General features: G+C 64.1%; 22 protein-coding genes. 16 read left to right on the top strand and 6 right to left on the bottom strand.

The genetic code is table 11. The features are described from left to right. Positions 1–9 precede the first annotated feature (9 nt). The 7 genes from CAL18_RS15125 (at position 10) to CAL18_RS15155 (ending at position 9,025) form a co-directional block, all read left to right on the top strand. Complete coding sequence (locus tag CAL18_RS15125) at positions 10–951, top strand: ABC transporter permease (RefSeq protein WP_094818210.1); 942 nt, start codon at positions 10–12, stop codon at positions 949–951. Positions 952–953: 2 nt separating this feature from the next. After that, positions 954–1,853 carry an ABC transporter permease gene (locus CAL18_RS15130; RefSeq protein WP_026638842.1) on the top strand — a complete coding sequence of 300 codons (900 nt, stop codon included), beginning with the start codon at positions 954–956 and terminating at the stop codon, positions 1,851–1,853. Positions 1,854–1,857: 4 nt separating this feature from the next. Then, a complete protein-coding gene (locus tag CAL18_RS15135; RefSeq protein ID WP_094818211.1) occupies positions 1,858–3,516 on the top strand; it encodes an ABC transporter ATP-binding protein in 1,659 nt (552 codons plus the stop codon). Positions 3,517–3,608: 92 nt separating this feature from the next. Continuing rightward, entirely contained in the window at positions 3,609–5,084 is a 1,476-nt protein-coding gene (locus CAL18_RS15140; RefSeq protein ID WP_026638844.1) for a M81 family metallopeptidase, read from the top strand. A gap of 166 nt (positions 5,085–5,250) precedes the next feature. Next, complete coding sequence (locus CAL18_RS15145) at positions 5,251–7,170, top strand: DUF945 family protein (RefSeq protein WP_094797267.1); 1,920 nt, start codon at positions 5,251–5,253, stop codon at positions 7,168–7,170. A gap of 145 nt (positions 7,171–7,315) precedes the next feature. Next, a complete protein-coding gene (locus CAL18_RS15150) occupies positions 7,316–8,311 on the top strand; it encodes an NAD(P)-dependent oxidoreductase (protein WP_094818212.1) in 996 nt (331 codons plus the stop codon). A 33-nt stretch (positions 8,312–8,344) separates the two neighbouring features. Next, the gene (locus tag CAL18_RS15155) at positions 8,345–9,025 is read left to right on the top strand and encodes a Crp/Fnr family transcriptional regulator (protein ID WP_026638896.1); all 681 of its coding nucleotides are present in this window, start codon (positions 8,345–8,347) and stop codon (positions 9,023–9,025) included. 217 nt (positions 9,026–9,242) lie between these two features. On the opposite strand, the gene CAL18_RS15165 is transcribed toward CAL18_RS15155, so the two are convergent. The 6 genes from CAL18_RS15165 to CAL18_RS15190 form a co-directional block, all read right to left on the bottom strand. Continuing rightward, a complete protein-coding gene (locus tag CAL18_RS15165; RefSeq protein ID WP_094818214.1) occupies positions 9,243–11,078 on the bottom strand; it encodes a nitric oxide reductase activation protein NorD in 1,836 nt (611 codons plus the stop codon). Positions 11,079–11,115: 37 nt separating this feature from the next. Beyond that, positions 11,116–12,543, bottom strand: coding sequence for a cbb3-type cytochrome c oxidase subunit I (locus tag CAL18_RS15170; RefSeq protein ID WP_094818215.1), 1,428 nt, complete (start codon positions 12,541–12,543; stop codon positions 11,116–11,118). Positions 12,544–12,545: 2 nt separating this feature from the next. After that, on the bottom strand, positions 12,546–12,986 hold the full coding sequence (locus CAL18_RS15175) for a c-type cytochrome (RefSeq protein ID WP_026638848.1): 441 nt from the start codon (positions 12,984–12,986) through the stop codon (positions 12,546–12,548). Positions 12,987–13,103: 117 nt separating this feature from the next. After that, positions 13,104–13,355: a cytochrome C oxidase subunit IV family protein gene (locus CAL18_RS15180; RefSeq protein ID WP_094797270.1), complete on the bottom strand. Its 252-nt coding sequence runs from the start codon at positions 13,353–13,355 to the stop codon at positions 13,104–13,106. Positions 13,356–13,357: 2 nt separating this feature from the next. Next, positions 13,358–13,948: a cytochrome c oxidase subunit 3 family protein gene (locus tag CAL18_RS15185; RefSeq protein WP_038852094.1), complete on the bottom strand. Its 591-nt coding sequence runs from the start codon at positions 13,946–13,948 to the stop codon at positions 13,358–13,360. Then, positions 13,932–14,747, bottom strand: a complete 816-nt coding sequence (locus tag CAL18_RS15190) for a CbbQ/NirQ/NorQ/GpvN family protein (RefSeq protein WP_094818216.1) — start codon at positions 14,745–14,747, stop codon at positions 13,932–13,934. The genes CAL18_RS15185 and CAL18_RS15190 overlap by 17 nt, the downstream gene beginning before the upstream one ends. Before the next feature lie 301 nt (positions 14,748–15,048). On the opposite strand from CAL18_RS15190, the gene CAL18_RS15195 reads away from it, so the two are divergent. The 9 genes from CAL18_RS15195 (at position 15,049) to ahbB (CAL18_RS15235) (ending at position 21,710) form a co-directional block, all read left to right on the top strand. Continuing rightward, positions 15,049–16,743, top strand: coding sequence for a cytochrome D1 domain-containing protein (locus tag CAL18_RS15195; protein WP_026638852.1), 1,695 nt, complete (start codon positions 15,049–15,051; stop codon positions 16,741–16,743). 109 nt (positions 16,744–16,852) lie between these two features. Beyond that, positions 16,853–17,392, top strand: a complete 540-nt coding sequence (locus tag CAL18_RS15200) for a NapC/NirT family cytochrome c (protein WP_231494535.1) — start codon at positions 16,853–16,855, stop codon at positions 17,390–17,392. A gap of 37 nt (positions 17,393–17,429) precedes the next feature. Continuing rightward, complete coding sequence (locus CAL18_RS15205) at positions 17,430–18,305, top strand: ethylbenzene dehydrogenase-related protein (RefSeq protein ID WP_094818217.1); 876 nt, start codon at positions 17,430–17,432, stop codon at positions 18,303–18,305. 23 nt (positions 18,306–18,328) lie between these two features. Next, positions 18,329–18,667, top strand: coding sequence for a c-type cytochrome (locus CAL18_RS15210; RefSeq protein WP_026638855.1), 339 nt, complete (start codon positions 18,329–18,331; stop codon positions 18,665–18,667). Beyond that, the gene (locus tag CAL18_RS15215; protein ID WP_026638856.1) at positions 18,664–19,833 is read left to right on the top strand and encodes a cytochrome D1 domain-containing protein; all 1,170 of its coding nucleotides are present in this window, start codon (positions 18,664–18,666) and stop codon (positions 19,831–19,833) included. Before CAL18_RS15210 ends, CAL18_RS15215 begins: the two co-directional genes overlap by 4 nt. After that, entirely contained in the window at positions 19,817–20,293 is a 477-nt protein-coding gene (locus tag CAL18_RS15220) for an Lrp/AsnC family transcriptional regulator (protein ID WP_094818218.1), read from the top strand. The genes CAL18_RS15215 and CAL18_RS15220 overlap by 17 nt, the downstream gene beginning before the upstream one ends. Further along, positions 20,290–20,799 (top strand): siroheme decarboxylase subunit beta, encoded by a 510-nt coding sequence (gene ahbB / locus CAL18_RS15225; protein WP_212589941.1) that lies wholly within the window; start codon positions 20,290–20,292, stop codon positions 20,797–20,799. The genes CAL18_RS15220 and ahbB (CAL18_RS15225) overlap by 4 nt, the downstream gene beginning before the upstream one ends. After that, on the top strand, positions 20,792–21,235 hold the full coding sequence (locus CAL18_RS15230) for an Lrp/AsnC family transcriptional regulator (RefSeq protein WP_026638859.1): 444 nt from the start codon (positions 20,792–20,794) through the stop codon (positions 21,233–21,235). Before ahbB (CAL18_RS15225) ends, CAL18_RS15230 begins: the two co-directional genes overlap by 8 nt. After that, entirely contained in the window at positions 21,210–21,710 is a 501-nt protein-coding gene (gene ahbB / locus CAL18_RS15235) for a siroheme decarboxylase subunit beta (RefSeq protein ID WP_094818219.1), read from the top strand. The genes CAL18_RS15230 and ahbB (CAL18_RS15235) overlap by 26 nt, the downstream gene beginning before the upstream one ends. The last annotated feature ends 75 nt before the right edge of the window (positions 21,711–21,785 follow it).

The raw sequence follows: 21,785 nt of genomic DNA on the forward strand, positions 1-21,785 counted from the left end.
GAATCGGACATGCTGGCTTTTATCATCCGCCGCCTGCTGGCCACCATACCCGTCCTGGTATTGGTGGCCGTCGTGGTGTTCGCCATCCTGCGCCTGAGCCCCGGAGACCCGGCGGTCATCATGGCGGGCGACGCCGCCACGCCCGAACGCATCGCCCAGATACGCCAGGTAATGGGCCTGGACCAACCCTTGTTCAAGCAATTCTTCCTCTGGGCAGGCCGGTTGGTGCAGGGCGACATCGGCACATCGCTGATGTCGGGCGTGCCGGTGCGGCAACTTATCAGCCAGCGGCTCGAACCTTCGCTCAGTCTGGCGGTGCTGACCCTGGTGTTCACGCTCGTCGTGGCCATCCCGCTGGGCATCCTGGCCGCCTGGCGCCAGGGCCGGCTGCTCGACCGCATGGTCATGGGCTTTTCGGTATTGGGTTTCTCGGTGCCGGTTTTCGTCACCGGCTACCTTCTGATCTGGGCCTTCGCCATCGAGCTCGACTGGTTCAAGGTGCAAGGCTATGTGCCGCTGTCTCAGGGGTTCTGGCCGTTCCTGCACCGGCTGATCCTGCCCGCGCTGGCGCTGTCCACCATCTACGTGGCGCTGATCGCCCGCATCACGCGCACCAGCGTCATCGAAGTCATGGGTGAAGACTTCATCCGCACCGCGCGGGCCAAGGGGCTGGGCGAAACCGGCGTGCTGCTCGGGCATGCCCTGCGCAATGCGGCCGTGCCCATTGCCACGGTCGTCGGCGTGGGCATCGCCCTGCTCATCAGCGGGGTGGTCGTCACCGAGTCGGTATTCAACATTCCCGGCCTGGGCCGGCTCGTGGTCGAAGCCGTGCTCGCGCGCGACTACCCGGTCATCCAGGGCCTTACGCTGTTCTTTGCCTTCGTGTACGTCTTCATCAATTTACTTGTCGATTGCGCCTACACGGTGTTCGACCCGCGCATCAGGTACTGACCATGGTCACGCAATCCGACACCATCACCCAGGCTCCCGACCCACACGTAAGCGATCCGCGCACCTCGGCCTGGCGCCGCGTGCGCCATTCCCTGAAAAGCTGGCCGGTGCTGCTGGCGCTGATCGTGCTGCTGCTGATCGTGGCCGCAGCGCTGCTGGCACCATGGCTGGGCACGGTCAACCCCACCGCCATCGATCCGGCCAACCGCCTGAAGCCTCCTTTCGGCGGTTATCTTCTGGGCACCGACGCCTTCGGGCGCGACATCTGGTCGCGCGTCGTGTATGGCTCGCGAATCTCGCTCATCGCGGGGCTCGGCGCGGCGGTCATCAGCGTCATCGCCGGGCTGGTCATCGGCCTCATCGCCGGCTGGTTCCGTTCGCTCGACGGCCTGATCATGCGGGTCATGGACGCCATCATGGCGATCCCGGGCATCCTGCTGGCCATCGCGCTGGTGTCGGTTACCGGCGCCAGCCTCACTACCGTGCTGGTGGCCATCACCATTCCCGAGATTCCGCGCGTGGTCCGCCTGGTGCGCGGCCAGATCCTCAGTGTGCGCGGCGAACCCTACGTCGAAGCCGCGCTGGCCCTGGGCACGCCGCTGCCCCTGCTGCTGTGGCGCCACATGGTGCCCAGCACGGTGGCGCCGCTTACGGTACAGGGCACCTATGTATTTGCATCGGCCATGCTCACCGAAGCCATCCTCAGCTTCCTGGGTGCGGGCATCCCGCCCGAAATCCCCTCCTGGGGCAACATCATGTCCGAAGGGCGCATGTACTTCCGCATGCTGCCCGGCCTGATCCTGTTCCCCGGCCTGTTCCTGTCGCTGACGGTGCTCAGCGTCAACATCCTGGGCGACGCGCTGCGCGATGCGCTCGATCCCAAGATGGCAAAAAGGATCTGACGCCATGGCTTACGTTCCTCACCCACCCCCGGGCGACACTTCCACCGCCGTACTGGCCATCCGCAATCTCTCGGTCGAGGTCATCGGCGCCGGCAACCGGGTCGTACGCAATCTCAGCCTGGACGTGCACGCCGGGGAAACCGTCTGCGTGGTCGGTGAATCCGGCTCCGGAAAGTCGGTCAGCTCACTGGCCGTCATGGGCCTGCTGCCCCCGGGCGTGTTGCAGCCCAGCGGCACGGTGCGCGTCGAAGGCGAAGACGTCCTGTCGGCGTCGCCGCGCCGCCTGCGCGAAATGCGCGCCACCCGCATGGCCATGGTGTTCCAGGAACCCATGACCGCACTGAACCCCGTGCACACGGTGGGGCGGCAGGTCGACGAAGTCCTGCGCCTGCACCGTCGCATGACGCGCGCGCAACGGCGGGCCAAGGTGCTCGAAATGTTCCGCTCGGTACACCTGCCGGATGTCGAGCGCATCTACGACTCATACCCCCACCAGCTGTCCGGCGGCCAGCGCCAGCGCATCGTCATCGCCATGGCGCTCATCCTGGAGCCGCGCCTGCTCATCGCCGACGAACCCACCACCGCGCTTGATGTCACCACGCAAAAACAGATCCTCGCGCTGATAAAAGAACTGCAGCACAAGCACCGCACAGCCGTGCTGTTCATCACCCACGATTTCGGGGTCGTCGCCGAAATCGCCGACCGCATCGTCGTCATGAACCGCGGCGACCTCATCGAAAGCGGCACCCGCGACGAAATCCTCGCGCGCCCCCAGCAAAGCTACACGCGACGCCTGGTTTCCTCGGTACCCAGCCTGATACCCGTGCGTCGCGACACCCCTGCGGGCACGCCCGTATTGCAAGTCCGCGGCCTGGGGCGCACCTACACCGACAAGCGCTCTTTCTGGGGCGGCGGGTCTCGCTCGGTGCAGGCGGCCAGCGACGTCAACCTGGTGCTGCGCAAAGGAGAAATCCTGGGCATCGTCGGCGAATCGGGCTCCGGAAAATCCACCGTCGCGCGCTGCATACTGCGCCTGATCGAGCCCACCACAGGCACCATGCTCATTGGCAACGACGATATCTCGGGCCTTTCCGGCGCGGCCCTGCGGCCGGTACGCCGCCGCATCCAGATCGTTTTCCAGGACCCGTACCGTTCGCTCAATCCCCGGCGCAAAGTGGGCGAGTCCATCATCGAAGGCCTGCTCAACTTCGGCGTCTCGCGCGAACAGGCGCTGGCGCGGGCCACCGAAACGCTAAGGGTCGTGGGCATGGGCGCCGACGCCCTCGAACGCTACCCGCACCAGTTCTCGGGCGGTCAGCGGCAGCGCCTGTGCATCGCGCGCGCCCTCGTCATGGAACCCGAAGTCCTGGTCGCCGACGAAGCCGTATCGGCCCTCGACGTATCCGTGCAGGCGCAGGTGCTCGAGCTGCTCGAGCAAATCCGGCAGCGTACCGGCGTCGGGGTGCTGTTCATCACCCACGACCTGCGCGTGGCCGCGCAGATCTGCGACACCATCATGGTCATGCAACGCGGCATCGTGGTGGAAACCGGCGCCGCCGACATCGTCCTCACCCAGCCCTCGCACGACTACACGCGCGCCCTGATAGACGCGGCCCCGGGCCGCGGCTGGGACTTCCGCAATTTCCGGCCCCTTGCGGCATAGCCATGCCAAGGGGCGACACCCCGTCACGCAGGGGCCAGTATGCGCAGGCGCCTGGCCCCACCCTTCATACATCCGAACTGGAGCACACCACCATGCGCTGGCTACTGGCAATGATCAAGCACGAAACCAACACGTTCTCGCCCGTACCCACGCCGCTGGAACGCTTCTTTCGCGGCAGCCCCGAAATCCTCGCCGGCGAAAGAGCCCTCCGTGCGTACGAAAACACCGACAGCGGCCTGGGGGGCTATATCGAAGTCGCCCGCCGTGAGGGCGCCGAAATCGTCATACCCGTCGCCGCCGAATCGTGGCCCAGCGCGCCCACCGACGCGGGCACATACGAACGGCTCTCCGAACTGATCCTGGACGAAGTGCGACGCGGCGGCTACGACGCCATACTGCTCGACCTGCACGGCGCCATGGTCGCCGAAGGTATCGAAGATGCCGAAGGCCACCTGCTGCGCCGCCTGCGCGAAATAGACCCCCATACCCCCGTGGGCGTCACACTGGACATGCATGCCAACATATACGACGACATCGTCAGGCATGCCACCGTCATCACCGGCTTTCATACTTATCCGCACGTAGACATCCGGGCAAGCGGCGTGCGCGCCGCCGACGTCATCGCGCGCACGATCAAGGGCGAAATCCGCCCGGTCATGGCGTGGGCCAACAAACCCATGCTGCCCCACATCATGCGCCAGGGAACACACGCCGATCCCAACAAATCCCTGCAGGACCGCTGCCGCGCACTCGAATCCCAGGGCATATTGGCCGCGTCCGTGTTCGTAGGGTTTCCACACGCCGATATCCGCGAAGCCGGCCTCAGCGCCGTTATCTGCACCGACGCAGACTCCGCCGCAGCCGAGCGCTACCGCGACGAACTGCTGCAAGCCGCCTGGCAAGCGCGCGAACAATGGGTGTTTCACTGCGAACCGCTCGAGCCGGCCATTGCGCGGGCCAAGCGCATCGAACAAGGGCCCGTGATCTTGCTCGACCACTTCGACAACACCGGTTCGGGCGGCACCATGGACACCACCGCCGTCCTGGCCGAAATCCTGCGCCAGGAACTCGACAACGTGGCCTTCTATGCCATATGCGATCCGCAGGCGGCACGCCAGGCGGCGGCGGCAGGGGTGGGCGCCGACATCACGCTGGAAATCGGCGGCAAGGTTCCCATGCCTGCACTCAAGGAACAAAGCCCCCCGCTGTCGGTCTCCGGGCGGGTCAAGCTCGTATTCGACGGGGTGTACCTGAACCGCGGCCCGATGTACCGTGGCGTACGCAACGACACGGGGCTCACCGTTGTTTTCGATACCGGCCGGGTGCAGATCGTCATCGTTTCCCGCCACCAGGAACCCTTCGACATCAATTGCCTGCTGTCCGCCGGCATCGATCCCATGCAAAAGCGCTACGTCGCACTGAAAAGCCGCGTGCACTGGCGCGCCGGCTTCGCCGACATGGCCACCGAGATCATCGAATGCACCGGCGTGGGTGTCACGACATCCGACTACAGCCAGGTCGAGTTCAAGAATGTGCGCCGGCCCATCTATCCCCTGGATCCCCTCTGACGGCCGTACTGATACGTCTTGTAACCCTGGTGCGTCCCCCACCCCGGGCCTCGTCGGTATACTCGCGCCGGGCTAACGCCCCGGGCTATCGCGCCCCGGGGCTCGCGCCCGCCCGGCCGGCCACCTGGCGTCCGGGCAGCACTCATAACGACAGTTGGACGGTACGATGAAAAAGGCAGTGGGGATCTCGACAGGGATATTGACGGTGTTGGCGGCGGCATGGCTCGGGGCCACCTGGTACACCGGTAAACGCATAGAGGCCGAGACGCCTGCCCACCTTGCCGAAGTCAACCAGGCGCTCGCCGACGCCCTGGGCGGCGTGGGGTTCGGCCTGGAAATCCGGCAGATCGAATATCAGCGCCATTTCTTCTCCAGCCATGCACGCTACGCCGTATCGCTGACCAAGACGGCCGATGCGCCCGAAGACCTGCCCGAGGGCGCGGCCGAGTTCGTGTCGCATATCCAGCACGGCCCCTTTCCGACGGGCGCGCTGGCGCGCGGCCACTGGCTGCCCAAGCTGGCATTCGTACATGCCGAGCTGGCCGCCAACGACGACGTGAAACCCCTCTTTGAGCTGACCAAGGGCGCCACGCCGTTCTGGAGCGACACCGTGGTGTCGTACAACGGCGACTCCTCCGGTACCGCAGAGATCGCCCCGCTTGAACTCACCAAAGACGGCGCCACGATATCGTTCAGTGGCGCGCGTGCCCAAGGCGAATATACCCAGGCCACCCGCAGCTCTGTCGCCCAGATCGATATCGAGCGTATCGCCATGGACGCCAGCCAGGGCGACCGGCCGGCCAAGGCCAGCGCCGCCGGCATCACAATGAGCATGGACAGCCGCCAGGGGCAATTCGGCTTTGGCATCGGAAAGTCCGCCGCGCAAGTGCAGCGTGTGGACATTGAAGATCTGGCCACCGATACCAAGGTTGCATTGCAGGGCCTGGGCTACACCGCCCACCTGGGCGAAAACGGCGCCAACCTCAATCTTGAAATGCGCTACGAGCTCGGTCAGATCGACGTCAACGGCCACAATTTCGGCCAGGGGCAGGCGGTGATCAAGCTCGACCGCCTGGACGGCAAGGCCATGGCCGAGCTGTCCGAGCTCTACAACGAAATCTTCACCGACATCAAGAACGCCGATACGCCGTCCGAAGCCCTGACTACCGAGCGTCGCCAGGCACTGTTGATCGCAGGCCGGCAAGTATTGGCGGGCAATCCGTCGTTGCAGATCGCTCCGGTTACCTGGAAAACGCCCAAGGGCGAAAGCAGCCTGGCACTGACGCTGGACCTGACCAAGCCGGCCGCCCTGGATGCCGAGCAACCCCAGGCCGACGATCCGCATACGCTGCTGCGGCAAGGCATCAAGGCGCTCAACGTCAAGGTCGTAGTGTCCAAGCCCATGGCGCAGGACATCATCGCGCAGGTACTGCAGGCCCAGGGGCTCGAACCCCAACAGGCCGCCTCCGAAGCCAACGAGCACATTCGCTCGGCGTCGGGCATGGCAGAAATGCTGGGCCTGGGCACCAACGACGGCGACAATCTGCTCAGCACCTTCGAGTACGCCGAAGGCGTCGCTACCCTCAACGGCAACCCCGTGCCCTTTGACGAACTGCTTGGCGACCTGGTGGGCGACATGGGCGAAGCCGCCGAAGCCGCCGACAGCCAGCTGCTGGACACGCTCGACCCCGACCTCATGGGGCAAATCCTCGAACAGGCCGGCTACGCCTACGAAACCACGGTAGCGCCAAGCGGCAATCCCGTTATCGACGTCGAGCCCGGCAGCTCGGGCGCAGCCAGCCTGCGCATCGAGTTCAATGAATGCGATATTGACACCAGCTGCTCCGACCTGCTGATGCGGGCCACCTTTGCGCCAGAACGGCCCGTGTCGCTGCGCACGCTCAACCACTGGAACGTCAACAGCCGCTGGACCCGCGCCTTCCTCAACAGCGACAACCAGGCTGTGCTGGAAATGGACGTCAATGCCTACGGCGGCATCGGCGACCAAGGCGCCGATTATCTGGTCGGGGTATTCCTGAGGTCGGTTCCCGAGTTCGCGGACCTGATCGCCAACCCTCCCCGGTAATCGATCACCAACGCATTTTTTGCTTTTTCGCAAAACGCCCGCACATTCTGCGGGCGTTTTGCTATCAGGGCAGCCGTAAACTGGGGGGGCGCGTCGTGCCTAGCCGGCCCGACGTATAGGCCACACGCGCAGCGCCAACCCCGCCATGAATTTCCTTCCCCTCTTCCATTCGCTGCAAGGCCGCACCGTCCTGGTCGTGGGCGGCGGCGACGTGGCATTGCGCAAGGCCCGCCTCCTGCATGCCGCCGGCGCCCGCCTGCGCATTGTGGCGCCCAGCCTGCATGCTCAAATTGCCCCGCTGGCCACCGACGTGCACCAACGATCCTACGTCGAATCCGATCTCGACGGCGTAGTGCTGGCCATCGCCGCCACCAACCATGCCGCATTGAACGCCGCCGTGTCGGCGCACGCCCAGGCGCGCGGCATACCCGTAAACGTGGTCGACTCACCGGCCTTGTGCAGCGTCACCTTCCCGTCCATCGTCGACCGCTCGCCGCTCATGGTGGCCGTGGGCAGCGGCGGTCATGCGCCCGTGCTGGCCCGGCTGGCGCGGGCACGCATCGAAACCTGCCTGCCTGCTCACTATGGCCAACTGGCCGGCCTGGCGCGCGAATTCCGCAACAAAGTCCGGGCGCGGCTGCCCGGCGTACGTCAACGTCGCATCTTCTGGGAAGAAACCTTCCAGGGCGCGGTGGCCGAAGCCATCTTCGCCGGGCAGCCCGCCCAGGCCAGGCAACTGCTCGAAAACCGCCTGGCAGGCGCGCCTGCCGACGCACCCGGCGAAATCTACCTGATCGAATCCGGCCCGGGCGATCCCGATCTGCTCACCTTCCGAGCCCTGCGCCTCATGCAGCAAGCCGACGCCGTAGTGCCCACGCCGTCGGTACCGACGACCATCGCCGACCTCTGCCGCCGCGATGCCGACATGCTCGACGCCTACCCATTGTGCGCCGGCGCAGCCCCCGGCTGCGCCGGGCAGCTCGCCGACCTCGCCCGCCAGGGCAAGCGGGTCGCGCTGCTGATAGCGGGCAACGTTCCCCTGTCTGCCCGCGCCGCCCTGCTGCACGCGCTCGCGGCACAGGGCGTTCGCTACCAATGGGTGCCCGGCGTCGGCGCACCAACCCTTGCACCCAATACCTGAAGCAAGCAACGTCTCGAACGCTACCCCATACCCATGCAGCTTCATCGCGTCCACCACCAGATCCTGCGCAGCCACCATTTGTTCGAGCCCCTGGGCGAATCGCAGCTCGACACGCTGTTGCAAACCGCCAGGCTGCTCAATGTCGACAAAGGCGAACAGCTGTTTCATCAGGGCGAGCCCGCGCATGCCTTTTATTTCGTCATTGCGGGCACCGTCAAAATCTACCGCGTCACTCCCGATGGCCAGGAAAAAGTCTTCGATGTCATAGGCGGGCGGCAAACCTTCGCAGAAGCGATGATGCTGATGGACACGCCCGACTACGTTGCCTCGGCCCAGGCCATCGCGCCATCCCAGCTCTACCGCTTTTCCAATGCCACCTACATGGAACTGCTGCGCAGCAACAGCCAGCTGACGTTCGCGCTGCTGGGAAAGCTGTGCATTCGCCTGCACCAGCGCATCAACGAAATCGAAACGCTATCGCTCAAGAACGCCACGCATCGCGTGGTGCGCTACCTGATCACCCAGTTGGCAAGGCGGCCCGACTCCGACAGCTTCGAATTGCCCATGGCCAAGCGCCTGGTTGCGGGCCATTTGTCCATTCAGCCCGAGACGTTCTCGCGCATCATGCGGCGCCTGATCGACGAAGGAATCATCACGCAACAGGGAAACCATATTCGCGTGGTCAACCGTCAGCGGCTTGAGCTCTTCGAATAAGCGTTATTGCACCACCATGCCAGAATGCCTGTACTGCCAGCACGTCGCGCCGGACACCGAGCAACACTGCCCGCAATGCGCAATGCCGTTGCCCGCGCAGGCCCGCCGTGTCCGCCAACAAAAGCTTCGGCGGTTCCAGTGGTTTTGCGTCGGCCTGTGCCTGTTCTGTGCGGTGATGATCTACTGGCTGCCGCGCACCTTGCCTTGACGCGCCATTTCAGGCCAGCGTCAACTGCCGATACAAATGCGGCAGCCGATACGGAAGCTGCTGCGGCTGCCGGATCAGGGTATAGCCATGTGCGCCGAACATGTACGGCAAGTAGCCGCCTGCCTCGCGATCAATGGTGATGCAAAACGGCAAAAGCCCCTGCCGGCGCGCCTCTATTACGGCCTGCCGCGTATCCTCGACTCCATAACGGCCCTCGTAGCGATCCAGGTCGTTCGGCTTGCCATCGGTAACCAGCAACAGCAGCTTGCGCCTGCCGGCAGCGCCTGACAGCATGCGCGTCGCTTGCCGCAATGCAGCCCCCATGCGCGTGTAGTAACCGGGGCGCAATGCCTGGATACGGCCTCGCGTGGCATCGTCGTAGCGTTGCCGGAAGGTTTTCAGTTCCAGCATGCGCACCTGCTCGCGGCGCAGCGACGAAAACCCATACAGCGCAAACCGGTCGCCAAGCGCTGCCAAGGTTTCGCCGAACAGCAGCATACTGTCCGAGATGACATCAATGACGCGGTGCTCATCGTCCAGGTGAGCATCCGTAGACATCGACAGATCGGCCAGCAACAGGCAAGCCAGGTCGCGGCGGGCGGGGCGACGCTCCAGGAACCATCCGCGTTCTTCACACTGGCCATGCTGGCGTTCTGCCTGGAAGTCGATCCAGGCCTGCATGTCCAGCTCGCTGCCCACCGGCTGCTGGCGCGACCATTGGCGTTCGCTGCGCAGGTGTTCCAGCTGGCGGCGCAGGCGGCGCGCCAACGGCCCCAGGCGAGCCGGCAAGCCCGCGGGCGTGGACTCGCGTGGCGTCATCATCTGCATCCGCACGAAGTTTTCTTGCATGCGCTGGCGCCGGTAGTCCCATTCGGGCAGCACGATAGGCCCGCCCAACGGCCTGTCGTCGGCATCCGCCGGGGGCAGGTCCAGGTCCAGCTTCAGGCCGCCACTACGGCGCGTACGCCGACGTGACATCGCGAGTTCGTCCAGGTCTTCGGCGACGCGGGCCGCGTCCATATCTTCACTGTCATCGCCGCGTCGATCGAGATCCACGTGCTCGGACCAACTGAACAGGTTCTCGAGCCGGATCAGCAGCAGCCCATCTTTGCCGGAATGGTCGTCGACCCGGCTGGCCCGCTTGCGTGCGGTGTTGGACGATCGCGCCGTTGCGCTGTGCCCGCCTTGCTCATCGACGCCGCAGTCGATGGATTCGGCCCGCCCGGCGCCTTGTGGCGGATACAGCCACATCGGCACCGGCCATGGCGCCCGTTCGCTGCGAGGAAATTCGACCACGCTACCAGGCTGTTGCAAGGCGCTGCGCACCGCCCGTTCGAGTTCGGCTTCGTCGCGCCGCAAGCCGGCAGGGTCGGGCCGCAGGCGCAGGTGCGCATCGACCAGACGCCGGTATCGCGGCTGCAAGGCCGGATACCGGCGCAGCAAGGCCTGGGTCCAGCCCTGGTTGTCGCGCCCCCAGTGCTGCATGCGCCCTGACTGCGCCGCCAGCAACACCAGCCAGCGGTACAGGTCGGCGTTGAGTGCGACGTCAGGGAAAGCCGCCAATTGACGCGGCAAGCGGAGCGTATCGGCGTCGCGCCATGCCACGGCATCATGGTGGCCGGCGCCGGCCAGACGCTGCATCACATTGCGCCGAAGCGCCAGGTTGCGGCGATCGGCCGATTCCAGCGCAACGCCGCCCGCCCCGCCCATGGCGCGAAACAGCACCGCAAGATGGCGGTGCATATCGCCCAGCGTTACCCGCGCTGCGGCAAACTCGCGGTTAGCCTGCCGGGTGATGAATCTGTGCCAGATGCCGCCAACCCATTCTTCCAGTTCGAAGCTCATACCGGTTTTGTCTCACGAATGGGCGGCGGCACGGTTTTCATGCCTGGGCGGCTACTGCAGTTCGCTGCAGGGCCGTATCGCCCCGCTGGCGGAAGCTGAACAAATAGCAGACCAGCCCGATCAGGAACACCACCCCGGCTGCCAGCCTCAGCCAGAAAAAGACGGCCAGCTGCTCCATGGTGTTCATGAAAGACATCGCGGCAGCATCGGCCGGCAGGCGCTGCAACCAAACCTGCACCACGCCGGCGGCCGTCAGCAGCAGAGTGATTGCCAGCATCGACAGCGTCATCAGCCAGAAGCCCCAGAGCTCCTTGCGCTGCGCCGATGCAGAGGGCGCCTCGCCCAAGCCACGCAACCGCGGCATGGCATACGAGATGATCGTCAGCACGATCATGACGTACGCGCCATAGAACGCCAGGTGGCCGTGGGCAGCCGTCAATTGCGTACCGTGCGTGTAGTAGTTGACGGGAGCCAGAGTATGGATGAACCCCCACACCCCTGCGCCCAGGAAGGCGGTAACGGTGGTGCCGATAGCCCAGTACGATGCAGCGCGGTTAGGGTGCTGCCGGCGGCGGCGGTTCATCATGTTCCAGGCAAACAGCACCATGGCGAAGAACGGCAGCGGTTCCAGAGCGGAGAATATGGAACCCAGCCACAGCCACACCCCCGGCGCGCCGATCCAGAAGTAGTGGTGGCCGGTGCCGATAATGCCCGTGATCAGCGCCATGCCGATAATGACGTACAGCCACTTTTCGACCACTTCACGATCGACGCCGGTGATCTTGATCAGCACGAAGGCCAGCATCGACCCCATGATCAGTTCCCACACCCCTTCGACCCACAGGTGAACCACCCACCACCAGTAGAACTTGTCGCGCGAGAGGTTCTCGGGGTTGTAGAACGAGAACAGGAACAGCACCGCCAGGCCGATGAGGCCCGTCATCATGACCATGCTGATCGCGGTCTTGCGGCCCTTGAGCATGGTCATGCCGATGTTGTACAGGAAGCCCAGCGCCACCACGACAATGCCAGCCTTGGTGATGGTGGGCTGTTCGAGGAATTCCCGCCCCATGGTGGGCAGTACATCGTTGCCCGTCATGGCCGCCAGCCCGGCGTACGGTACCAGCAGATACCCCAGGATGGTCAGCACGCCGGCCCCCGCAAACACCCAGAACAGCACCAGCGCCAGCTTCGGACTGTGCAGTTCGCGCTCGGATTCTTCCGGTATCAGGTAATAGGCCGCCCCCATGAAGCCGAACAGCAGCCAGACAATCAGCAGGTTGGTGTGCACCATGCGTGCAACGTTGAAAGGAATGAGCGGAAACAGGAAATCGCCCACCACGTACTGCAGGCCCATGACCAGGCCGAAGAGTATCTGCCCCACGAACAGGATCAGGGCAAACACGAAATACGGCTTCGCCACGGCTTGCGAGGCAAACTTCAAATGCGGATTGATGGCGTTCATGATCAGCCCTCGCGATTGGGAGGCCAGTTGTAGTTATTGATCTTCGAGGTCCATTCCAGGAACTCGGCCAGGTCGTCGACCTGCTGGTCCGACAGGTTGAACTGCGGCATGGCGCGGCGGCCCGGCACGCCCAGCGGCTGGGCGCTCATCCAGGCTCGCAGAAAGGAATGGAAGTCTTGTTCGCCGCCGCGGCGTTCGTAGACATTGCCGAGCTCGGGTGCGAAATACGCGCCTTCACCGAGTATCGTGTGGCAGCCGATGCAGTTGTTCTGTTCCCAGACCAGTTTGCCGCGCACCACGGCTTCGGTCATCTGGTCCTCGTTGGTGCGTTCCGGGAAATGTTTTTCGGTATGGAAGGTAAGGGCCAGGAATATCAGGATGAAGAAAATGCTTCCCCCGAAATAGATGTTCCTGGCCATGCCCTTGGTAAAGGTTTCCGGCATGATGGCCCCTGTTGCTATAGGTGGCACCATTCTAGAAATGGGGGCTTCAAGCCTCGCTTGACTGCAATCAAGAAACAAAAGTAGTCGCCGTCGTCGCGCCAGCCCGGCACGAACGGATCAGAACCTATAGGCCAGCAGCACTCCGGTTGCCATGGCGAACGGCCACGCCAACAGCGCCACGCGCCACCCGGGCGACGCATGGCGCAGTTCCATGAAGCCATCGATGATCAGCCACGCCTTCGCCACCGCCAGCGCGACTACGGCCACGGCAATGCCGGACCGGATCTCCGCGCCGGCCAGGTTCACGGTAGCCAGGGTAAGCGCCGCAAGCCCCAGCCAATAGCACAGCAGCCGTACAGATTCGCTCATATTCACCCCAGCAGATACACCACGGGAAACAGCAGCACCCAGATCAGATCGACCATGTGCCAGTACAGCACTCCCGATTCCAGGCCCGAGCTTCGGCCAGGCCCATAGGCGCCTGCGCGGCATCGATATGCCAGCGCGCCCAGGATCAGCATGCCCAGCAACACGTGCAGGAAGTGAAACCCTGTGAGGAGCCAGTAAAGCGTGAAGAACGTGTCATGCTCCAGACCCAGCCCCAGGTCGGCCAGGTGAGCGTATTCGCGTAGCTTCAGAACTACGTAGCCGCATGCGGACGCCAGCGCCAGGCACAGTAGCCATGCGCCGCCCCGCTTGCCCTGCCTGACTTGGGCCACGGCCCAGGCAGCGCACCAGCCGGATGTCAGCAGGCTGATGGTCAGGCCCAGGCCAGTGGACGCATCCAGCGCCTGTCGCCCTGCGCGAAACAGCGGAGCCTGCAATGCCTGGGCCCAGACGAATGCCAGGATGAGAATGCCGAATACCGCAAGCTCGGCCAAGATGAAGAACCACATGGCCAGGTCACCGGGCAGGCGAGCGGCGCGCCCCTGCCCGGCTTGCGTATCACCCGAAATGGACATCGACGACGTCCATCAGCGCGGCCACCGTCTGCGGGTCGTCAGACAGCGGTTCGGCCAGGCAGCTCCGGCACGCTTCGCGGGGCGCCATGCCGCTGCGCATCATGCGGGCGGCGAAAATCAGCAGGCGCGTGGACGCAACCTCTTCAAGGTCATGGTGTTCCAGCCGGCGCAGCGCCTGGCCTAGCTCCACTATCCGGGCAGCCAGCGCCTCGTCCACGTCCGCTTCTGCAGCCACGATGTGCCTTTCCTGGTCGGGCGGCGGGTAATCGAACCGCAACGCCACGAACCGCTGGCGGGTACTGGGTTTCATGCCCTTGAGCAAGTTCTGGTAGCCAGGGTTGTACGAAACCACCAGCATGAATGTGGGCGGCGCCTGCAACGTTTCGCCGGTGCGTTCGATGTACAGCTGGCGCCGGTCGTCGGCCAGGGGATGCAGCACGACGGCCGTGTCCTGGCGGGCTTCGACGATTTCATCCAGGTAGCAGATCCCGCCTTCCCGAACGGCGCGCGTCAAGGGCCCGTCCTGCCACCACGTTCCGGCCGCGCCGATCAGGTGCCGGCCCACCAGGTCGGTTGCACTGAGATCGTCGTGGCACGCCACCGTATACAGCGGCAGCCCCAGGCGTTGCGCCATGTACTGCACGAAACGCGTCTTGCCGCAGCCCGTAGGGCCCTTGATCAGTACCGGCATTCCGTGGCGCCATGACTGTTCGAACAACGCGACCTCGTTGTCCTGCGGCTGGTAGAACGGCGTATCGACGGGAGAAGTGGCGCGCGCCGCATCGGCGATTGTGGTCATGGATAGTCCTGTTCATCGGGAATGAGGATGACCTTACCCGCCGGGCCACGGCGTCCTCAACTCGCGTGGCGAAGTGTCTTGATCGCAGTCAACGCTGCTCAAACTCAATTGACTGCAGTCAAGCATGCAGCCAGAGCGCTTAAGTACGATCCGCCCCGAGAGCCCTCGCCTTGTATCGACTTATCCAACGTGCAGCGCCCCGTCCGGGCCGCTGCCCGCGCCTCCCTAAGGAGAAGTACCCATGATCCGCCTCTCTCAAGCCCCCACGCCCGCTCTCGGGCATGCCGCTTACTTGCGGCGCATGTCCGCGAAAGGCCCTGTGGCCAAAAGAACGCTGCTGGCCGGCCTGATAGCCGGCGCGTCCCTGCTGGGTGCGTCGGCCGCCCTGGCCGAAGCGCCCGCCATGACCGCCGAAGAAAAGGAAGTCGCCAAGCAGATCTACTTCGAGCGCTGTGCGGGCTGTCATGGCGTGCTGCGCAAGGGCGCCACCGGCAAGAACCTTGAACCCCACTGGAGCAAAACCGAAGCCGACGGCACCAAATCCGAGGGCGGCACCCTGCAGCTGGGCACCAAGCGGCTCGAGAACATCATCGCCTTCGGCACAGAAGGCGGCATGGTCAACTACGACGACATCCTGTCCGAGCAGGAAATCAACCTGATGGCCCGCTATATCCAGCAAACGCCGGATGTGCCGCCCGAGTTCTCGCTTCAAGACATGAAAGACAGCTGGAAACTCATCGTTCCGGTGTCAGAGCGCCCCAAGAAACAGCTCAACAATGTCAACCTGAAGAACGTCTTTGCCATTACCCTGCGCGACGCCGGCAAGCTCGCACTGGTAGACGGCGACAACCACAAGATCTGGAAGATTCTCGATACCGGCTACGCGGTGCACATCTCCCGCCTGTCGGCATCGGGCCGCTACGTGTACACGGTAGGCCGCGACGGCCTCACCACCATCATCGACATGTGGTTCGAAGAACCCACCACCGTGGCTACCGTCCGGCTGGGTTCCGACGCACGATCCGTCGATGTCTCCAAGTTCAAGGGCTACGAAGACAAGTACCTGATCGGCGGCACCTATTGGCCGCCCCAGTACTCCATCATGGACGGCGAAACGCTCGAGCCCATCAAGATCGTCTCCACCCGCGGCCAGACTGTCGACGGCGACTACCACCCCGAGCCGCGCGTCGCATCCATCGTGGCTTCTCTGCAGAAGCCGGAATGGGTCGTCAACGTGAAAGAAACCGGCCAGATCATGCTGGTCGACTATACCGACCTGAAAAACCTCAAAACCACCACCATCGAATCGGCAAAATTCCTGCACGATGGCGGCTGGGATGCATCGGGTCGATACTTCATGGTGGCGGCCAACGCGTCTAACAAGGTGGCGGTCGCCGACACCAAGACGGGCAAGCTGGCGGCACTGGTCGATACCGCCAAGATTCCCCACCCGGGCCGGGGTGCGAACTTCATGCACAAGCAATACGGCCCGGTGTGGGCAACCGGGCACCTGGGCGACGATGTCGTGTCACTGATCTCTACCGCGTCAGAAAAACCCGAGCATGCCAAGTTCAAGCAGCACAACTGGAAAGTTGTGCAAGAGCTCAAGATGCCGGGCGCCGGCAACCTCTTCGTAAAGACCCATCCCAAGTCCAGGCACTTCTGGGCCGATGCGCCGATGAACCCCGAACGTGAGATCGCCGAATCGGTATATGTATTTAATCTCGACGATCTCTCGCAACCGCCTGCCCGGCTCAACGTCGCCAAGGATTCGGGGCTGCCGGAAAGCAAGGCCATCCGCCGCGCCGTGCAACCTGAGTACAACGAGGCCGGCGACGAGGTCTGGATCTCGCTGTGGGGCGGCAAGGCCGATCAGTCAGCCATCGTGATCTACGACGACAAGACCCTGAAGCTCAAGCGCGTGATTACCGATCCGGCCGTGATCACGCCCACGGGCAAGTTCAACGTCTACAACACCATGCACGACGTCTATTGATCAACCCTGCTCACTTGCCGGTGGTTCCCCGTGACGGGGAACCACCTCTGCCACCATGACACACCTACGCGGCAAGAAAGGCATACGGGCCCTGCTCGGGCGGCCCAGCATGAAATATTCCGTCGGCACCCTGCTGTTTGCCGGCCTGCTTCTCGGCGTCTTGTTCTGGGGCGGCTTCAATACCGCCCTGGAAGCCACAAACACCGAAGCATTCTGCATCTCGTGCCACGAGATGCGCGACAACGTGTATCCCGAATACAAGGAAACCATCCACTACAGCAATCGCACGGGCGTGCGCGCCACCTGCCCCGACTGCCATGTACCCAAAGACTGGACCTACAAAATGATCCGCAAGGTGCAGGCATCCAAAGAATTGTGGGGAAAGCTCATCGGGACGATCGACACGCGCGAGAAGTTCGAGGCCAAGCGGCTCGAGCTGGCGCGAAACGAATGGCGTCGCATGAAGGCGTCCGACTCCAGAGAATGCCGCAACTGCCATAGCCTTGAAAGCATGAATGGCGAGCAGCAGAAACAGCGTGCCCGCAAGCAGCACGCCATGGCCATTGAGGACAACATGACCTGCATCGACTGCCACAAGGGCATCGCACACCACAAGCCCCAGGGCATGACCGACGCCGACGAAGAATAGCGGCCCCACCTTCCTGCGTTATCGAGAGGAACCCGTAATGAGAATGACGATTCTGTCCGCAACAATGAGCGCAGCCCTTGCCCTGGCGGCAGCCGCGGCCCAGGCTGCCCCGCCCGCCGACTGGAGCGCTGTCCAGGCCACGGAAATCACGCTGTTCTACCCCGGAACAGCCGCCGTCGAATGGATCACCAAGGGCACCGAGCATGGCGGCGCCCGGGCCCTGAAAAAAGGCGAAACCTGCATGGACTGCCATTCGGAAGAAATCGCCAATATGGGGCAACTGATTGCCAGCGGCAAAAAGCTTGAACCCAACCCCCGCCCCGGCGTCGCGCCTGCCATCAAGGTCAGCATGCAGGCCGCCCATGACGGCGATTCGCTCTACCTGCGCTTCAGCTGGAAACATCCTGCAGAGGCGGGTGGCGAAAAAATGGATCCAAAAAACCCCGTCAAGCTGGCATACATGCTCGAAGCCACAGACCAGGTCGAACTCGCGCAGGCCGGCGGGTGCTGGGGAGCCTGCCACGCCGACGCGCGCACCATGCCCGGTGCAGCCGACGATAAGACCAAATATGTCAAGGCGGGCTCGTTGGCCGACGGGGTGTTCTACGACCTTAACCAATGGCGCAGCGGCGAAAACAAGGGTTACGACGGCCACGTCGCCGACAAACGCGTCATGGAAGGCGGACAGGCCCTGGTGGCGGCGCAAGGCCAGCGCGAAGGTGACACCTGGACTGTGCAGTTCATCCGCAAAATGGCCGGCGAGGCAGGCGACGTCAGGCTCGAGCCCGGCAAGACATACAACTTCGGCGTTGCCATCCATACAGATCACACGGCCGGCCGCTATCACCACGTGTCGCTGGGCTACCGTCTTGGCATCGACACCGCCGCAGACATCACCGCGACGCGCCATTAGCTAACCTGCGCCATCCGGTTCCCATGCCCCTGATCAAACCCTTGGCGACGGCGATAGGCGGTGTTCTGGCCGCCGTCGCCCTGTCGTGCAGCGCCCAGGCAGGCCCCGGCGAGCAGCGCCAGCTACAGCTCGAACACCTGCTGCGCCAAGACTGTGGCTCTTGCCACGGCCTGCGCCTGACGGGCGGCCTGGGCCCGGCCCTGACACCACAGGCCTTGGCCGGCAAACCCCGGGAACTGCTGGTTGCCACCATTACCCACGGCCGGCCCGGCACCCCCATGCCCAACTGGGACGCGGTGCTTTCGGCGCAAGATATTGCGTGGCTTGCCGACCGACTACTGCAAGGACACCCGCTTCCATGATGCGCACCCTGTTGATATGCGTCCTGATTCTTACGGGTTGCGCGCAGCCGCCGTTGCGCGGCACAGGCGATCTCGGCGTCGTCATCGAGCGCGCGTCAGGCAGCCTGCAAATCGTCGAGAGCACGAGCCGCAGCAGCCTGGGCCGGGTCGAAGGCCTGGGCGATCTGTCGCACGCGTCTGTCGTTTTCTCGCGCGACCAGCGCTACGCCTATGTTTTCGGCCGAGACGGCGGACTCACAAAGGTCGACCTGCTGGGCCGACGCATCGACCGCCGTATCGTGCAGGGGGGCAACAGCATCGGCGGCGCCATCAGCCAGGACGGCACCCTGATTGCAGTCGGCAACTACGAGCCTGGCGGAATCAAGGTATTCGATGCGCGTACGCTGGCGACGGTCGCCGATATTCCGGCGTCGGTCGTGCCGGGCACCGACCGCCGCTCGCGCGTGGTGGGGGTGGCTGACGCTCCGGGCCAGCAGTTTCTGTACAGTCTGTTCGACACCGGCGAAATCTGGGTCGCCGATCTCAGCCAGCCGAACACGCCTGCGGTCACCCGCTATACCGGCATCGGCAACCAGCCCTATGACGCGCTCTTGACGCCGGATGGCCGCTATTACGTGGCGGGCCTGTTCGGCGAGAACGGCATGGCGCAACTTGATCTCTGGCACCCTGAGCGCGGCGTACGACGCATTCTGCAGCATTATGGGCGCGGCGAACAAAAGTTGCCGGTATACAAGATGCCGCACCTGGAGGGCTGGACGGTGGCTGGCAATCAGGCATTCGTGCCCGCCGTGGGCAGGCATCAGGTGCTTGTGGTGGATACCGGAAACTGGCAACAGACCGGCGCCATCCAGGTCGCCGGACAGCCCGTGTTCGTCATGGCCAGGCCTGACGGCCGGCAGGTATGGGTGAACTTTGCCTACCCTGACAACCACAAGGTGCAAGTGATCGACACGGAAAGCCAGCGCGTCATGGCCACCCTGGAACCCGGCCCCGCAGTCCTGCATATGGAATTCACCTCTCGCGGCGACCAGTTATGGATATCCGTGCGTGATGGTGAAGAAGTCCAGATATGGGATCCCTACCGTCTGGAGCGCGTGGGGCGCCTGCCCGCCGCAAGCCCCAGCGGCATATTCTTCAGCAGCAGAGCCCATGCCACCGGCCTGTGACAAGCCACTCGACGGCCTTGCGCTGGCCGCGGCCAATATGTATCAGCGCGACATGCCGCTGTGCGCCCGCCCCTATCTGGCCATGGCCCAACAACTGGGTTGCACAGAACGGGCGCTGCTCGACTGCCTGCAAGAACTCAAGCAGAACGGGGTACTGAGCCGCATAGGGCCGGTATTCAACCACCAGCAGGCCGGTACGAGCACCCTGGCCGCGTTGTCGGTGCCGCCGTGGGACGTGGACACCATAGCCGCCCACATCAGCCGCTACCCCGAGGTCAATCACAACTATCTTCGATCGCACCGCCGGAATCTGTGGTTTGTCATAACGGCGCCAGATCGTGCGCACATCGACCGCATTCTTGCAGACATTGCGGCGTCCACCGGGCTAGAGCCGCTCGACCTTCCCATGGTGCGGGCATTCCGCGTGGACCTGGGGTTCTCGCTACAGGCACAGACGTGACATCCGCCCCGCCCCTGACGGCCGCCCAGGCAAGGCAATTGCGCCGCCTGCTCGAAGAAGGCCTGCCCCTGGTGCCGCAGCCATACCGGGACCTTGCCCGCCAGATAGACGCCGCAGAAGACGCCGTGCTTGCCCAGATGCGTCACTGGAACGCTGCAGGCCTGTTCCGTCGGATAGGCATGGTATTGCATCATCGCGCGCTGGGTTATCGCGCCAATGCCATGCTGGTGCTGGATGTACCTGACGAACTGGTCGAGCGCGCGGGGCAGCAGCTGGGCAGCGCAGCCGGCGTCAACCTGTGCTACCAACGGCCGCGCCGCCTGCCCGACTGGCCATACAACCTGTTCTGCATGGTTCATGGACAACGCCGCAGCGACGTCCGCAAGCAGGTCAACCAGATACTGCAGGACGCCGGCCTGGATCACCTGCCGCACCGCCTGTTGTTCAGCACCCGGCAGTTCAAGCAACGCGGCGGGCGCTACACCTTGGAATCCCCGCATGGATGAGTTCGATCGACGTTTGCTGAACGTGCTGCAGCGCGGGCTGCCCCTGGTGCCGCAGCCATGGGAAGCCCTGGCCCGGGAACTCGGCGCGCCGGCCTCCGTGCTGCGCGCCCGTGTCCGGCAGTGGCTCGACAACGGCACCCTGACCCGTTTCGGCCCCATGTTCGATATCGAGCCGCTGGGCGGCGCCTTTACGCTTGCCGCGCTCTGCGTGCCGTCGTCGCGCATTGATGAAGTTGCAGGGGTGCTGGCCCACATGCCCGAAGTCGCCCACAACTACCTGCGCGATCATGTCTGGAACATGTGGTTTGTGCTCGCATGCGAGTCGCAGCCTGACGTGGCGCGCGCCATCGACAGAATCGAACAGCGCACCGGGCTGGCTGTCCTGAACCTGCCCAAAGAAAAAACCTACCATGTCGGCCTGCATTTCCCCGTCTGACGCCCTTCTTGCGCGCCGCCTGATTGCGCTTACCGAGGCAGGGCTTCCGCTTGCGGATGCCCCCTGGGCGTGGCTCGCGGAACAGCTCGGCCTGGATCTCTGCGCGGTGCTCGGTCTGTTACATCGGCTGCATGCCGCCGGCGTCATACGCCGCATTGCAGCCGTGCCAAATCACTATGCGCTGGGCTACCGGCACAACGGCATGACCGTCTGGGATATCGACGACGAAAAAGTCGACATCCTTGGAGCTGCCGTCGGCGCGCTGCCGTTTGTCAGCCACTGTTATCGGCGCCCCCGACGACGTGCATGGCGATACAACCTGTACGCCATGGTCCATGGCCGCAGCAGCGAGCAGATCCAGCAGTATCGCGAACAGATCCGCAACATTCTGGGGCGCGCCAACCTGGCCGACGACATGCTGGTCAGCAGCCGCATACTCAAGAAAACCGGGCTGCGGCTGCCGCGCCAGCCCTGAAAGCCGGACCCTTCTGATCTTATTGTCTACCGTCAAGGCACATACCGCACGCCTCGGCGATGCTGCACGCATGCC

Source organism: Bordetella genomosp. 7, assembly GCF_002261415.1.
Classification (GTDB): Bacteria; Pseudomonadota; Gammaproteobacteria; order Burkholderiales; family Burkholderiaceae_B; genus Bordetella_A.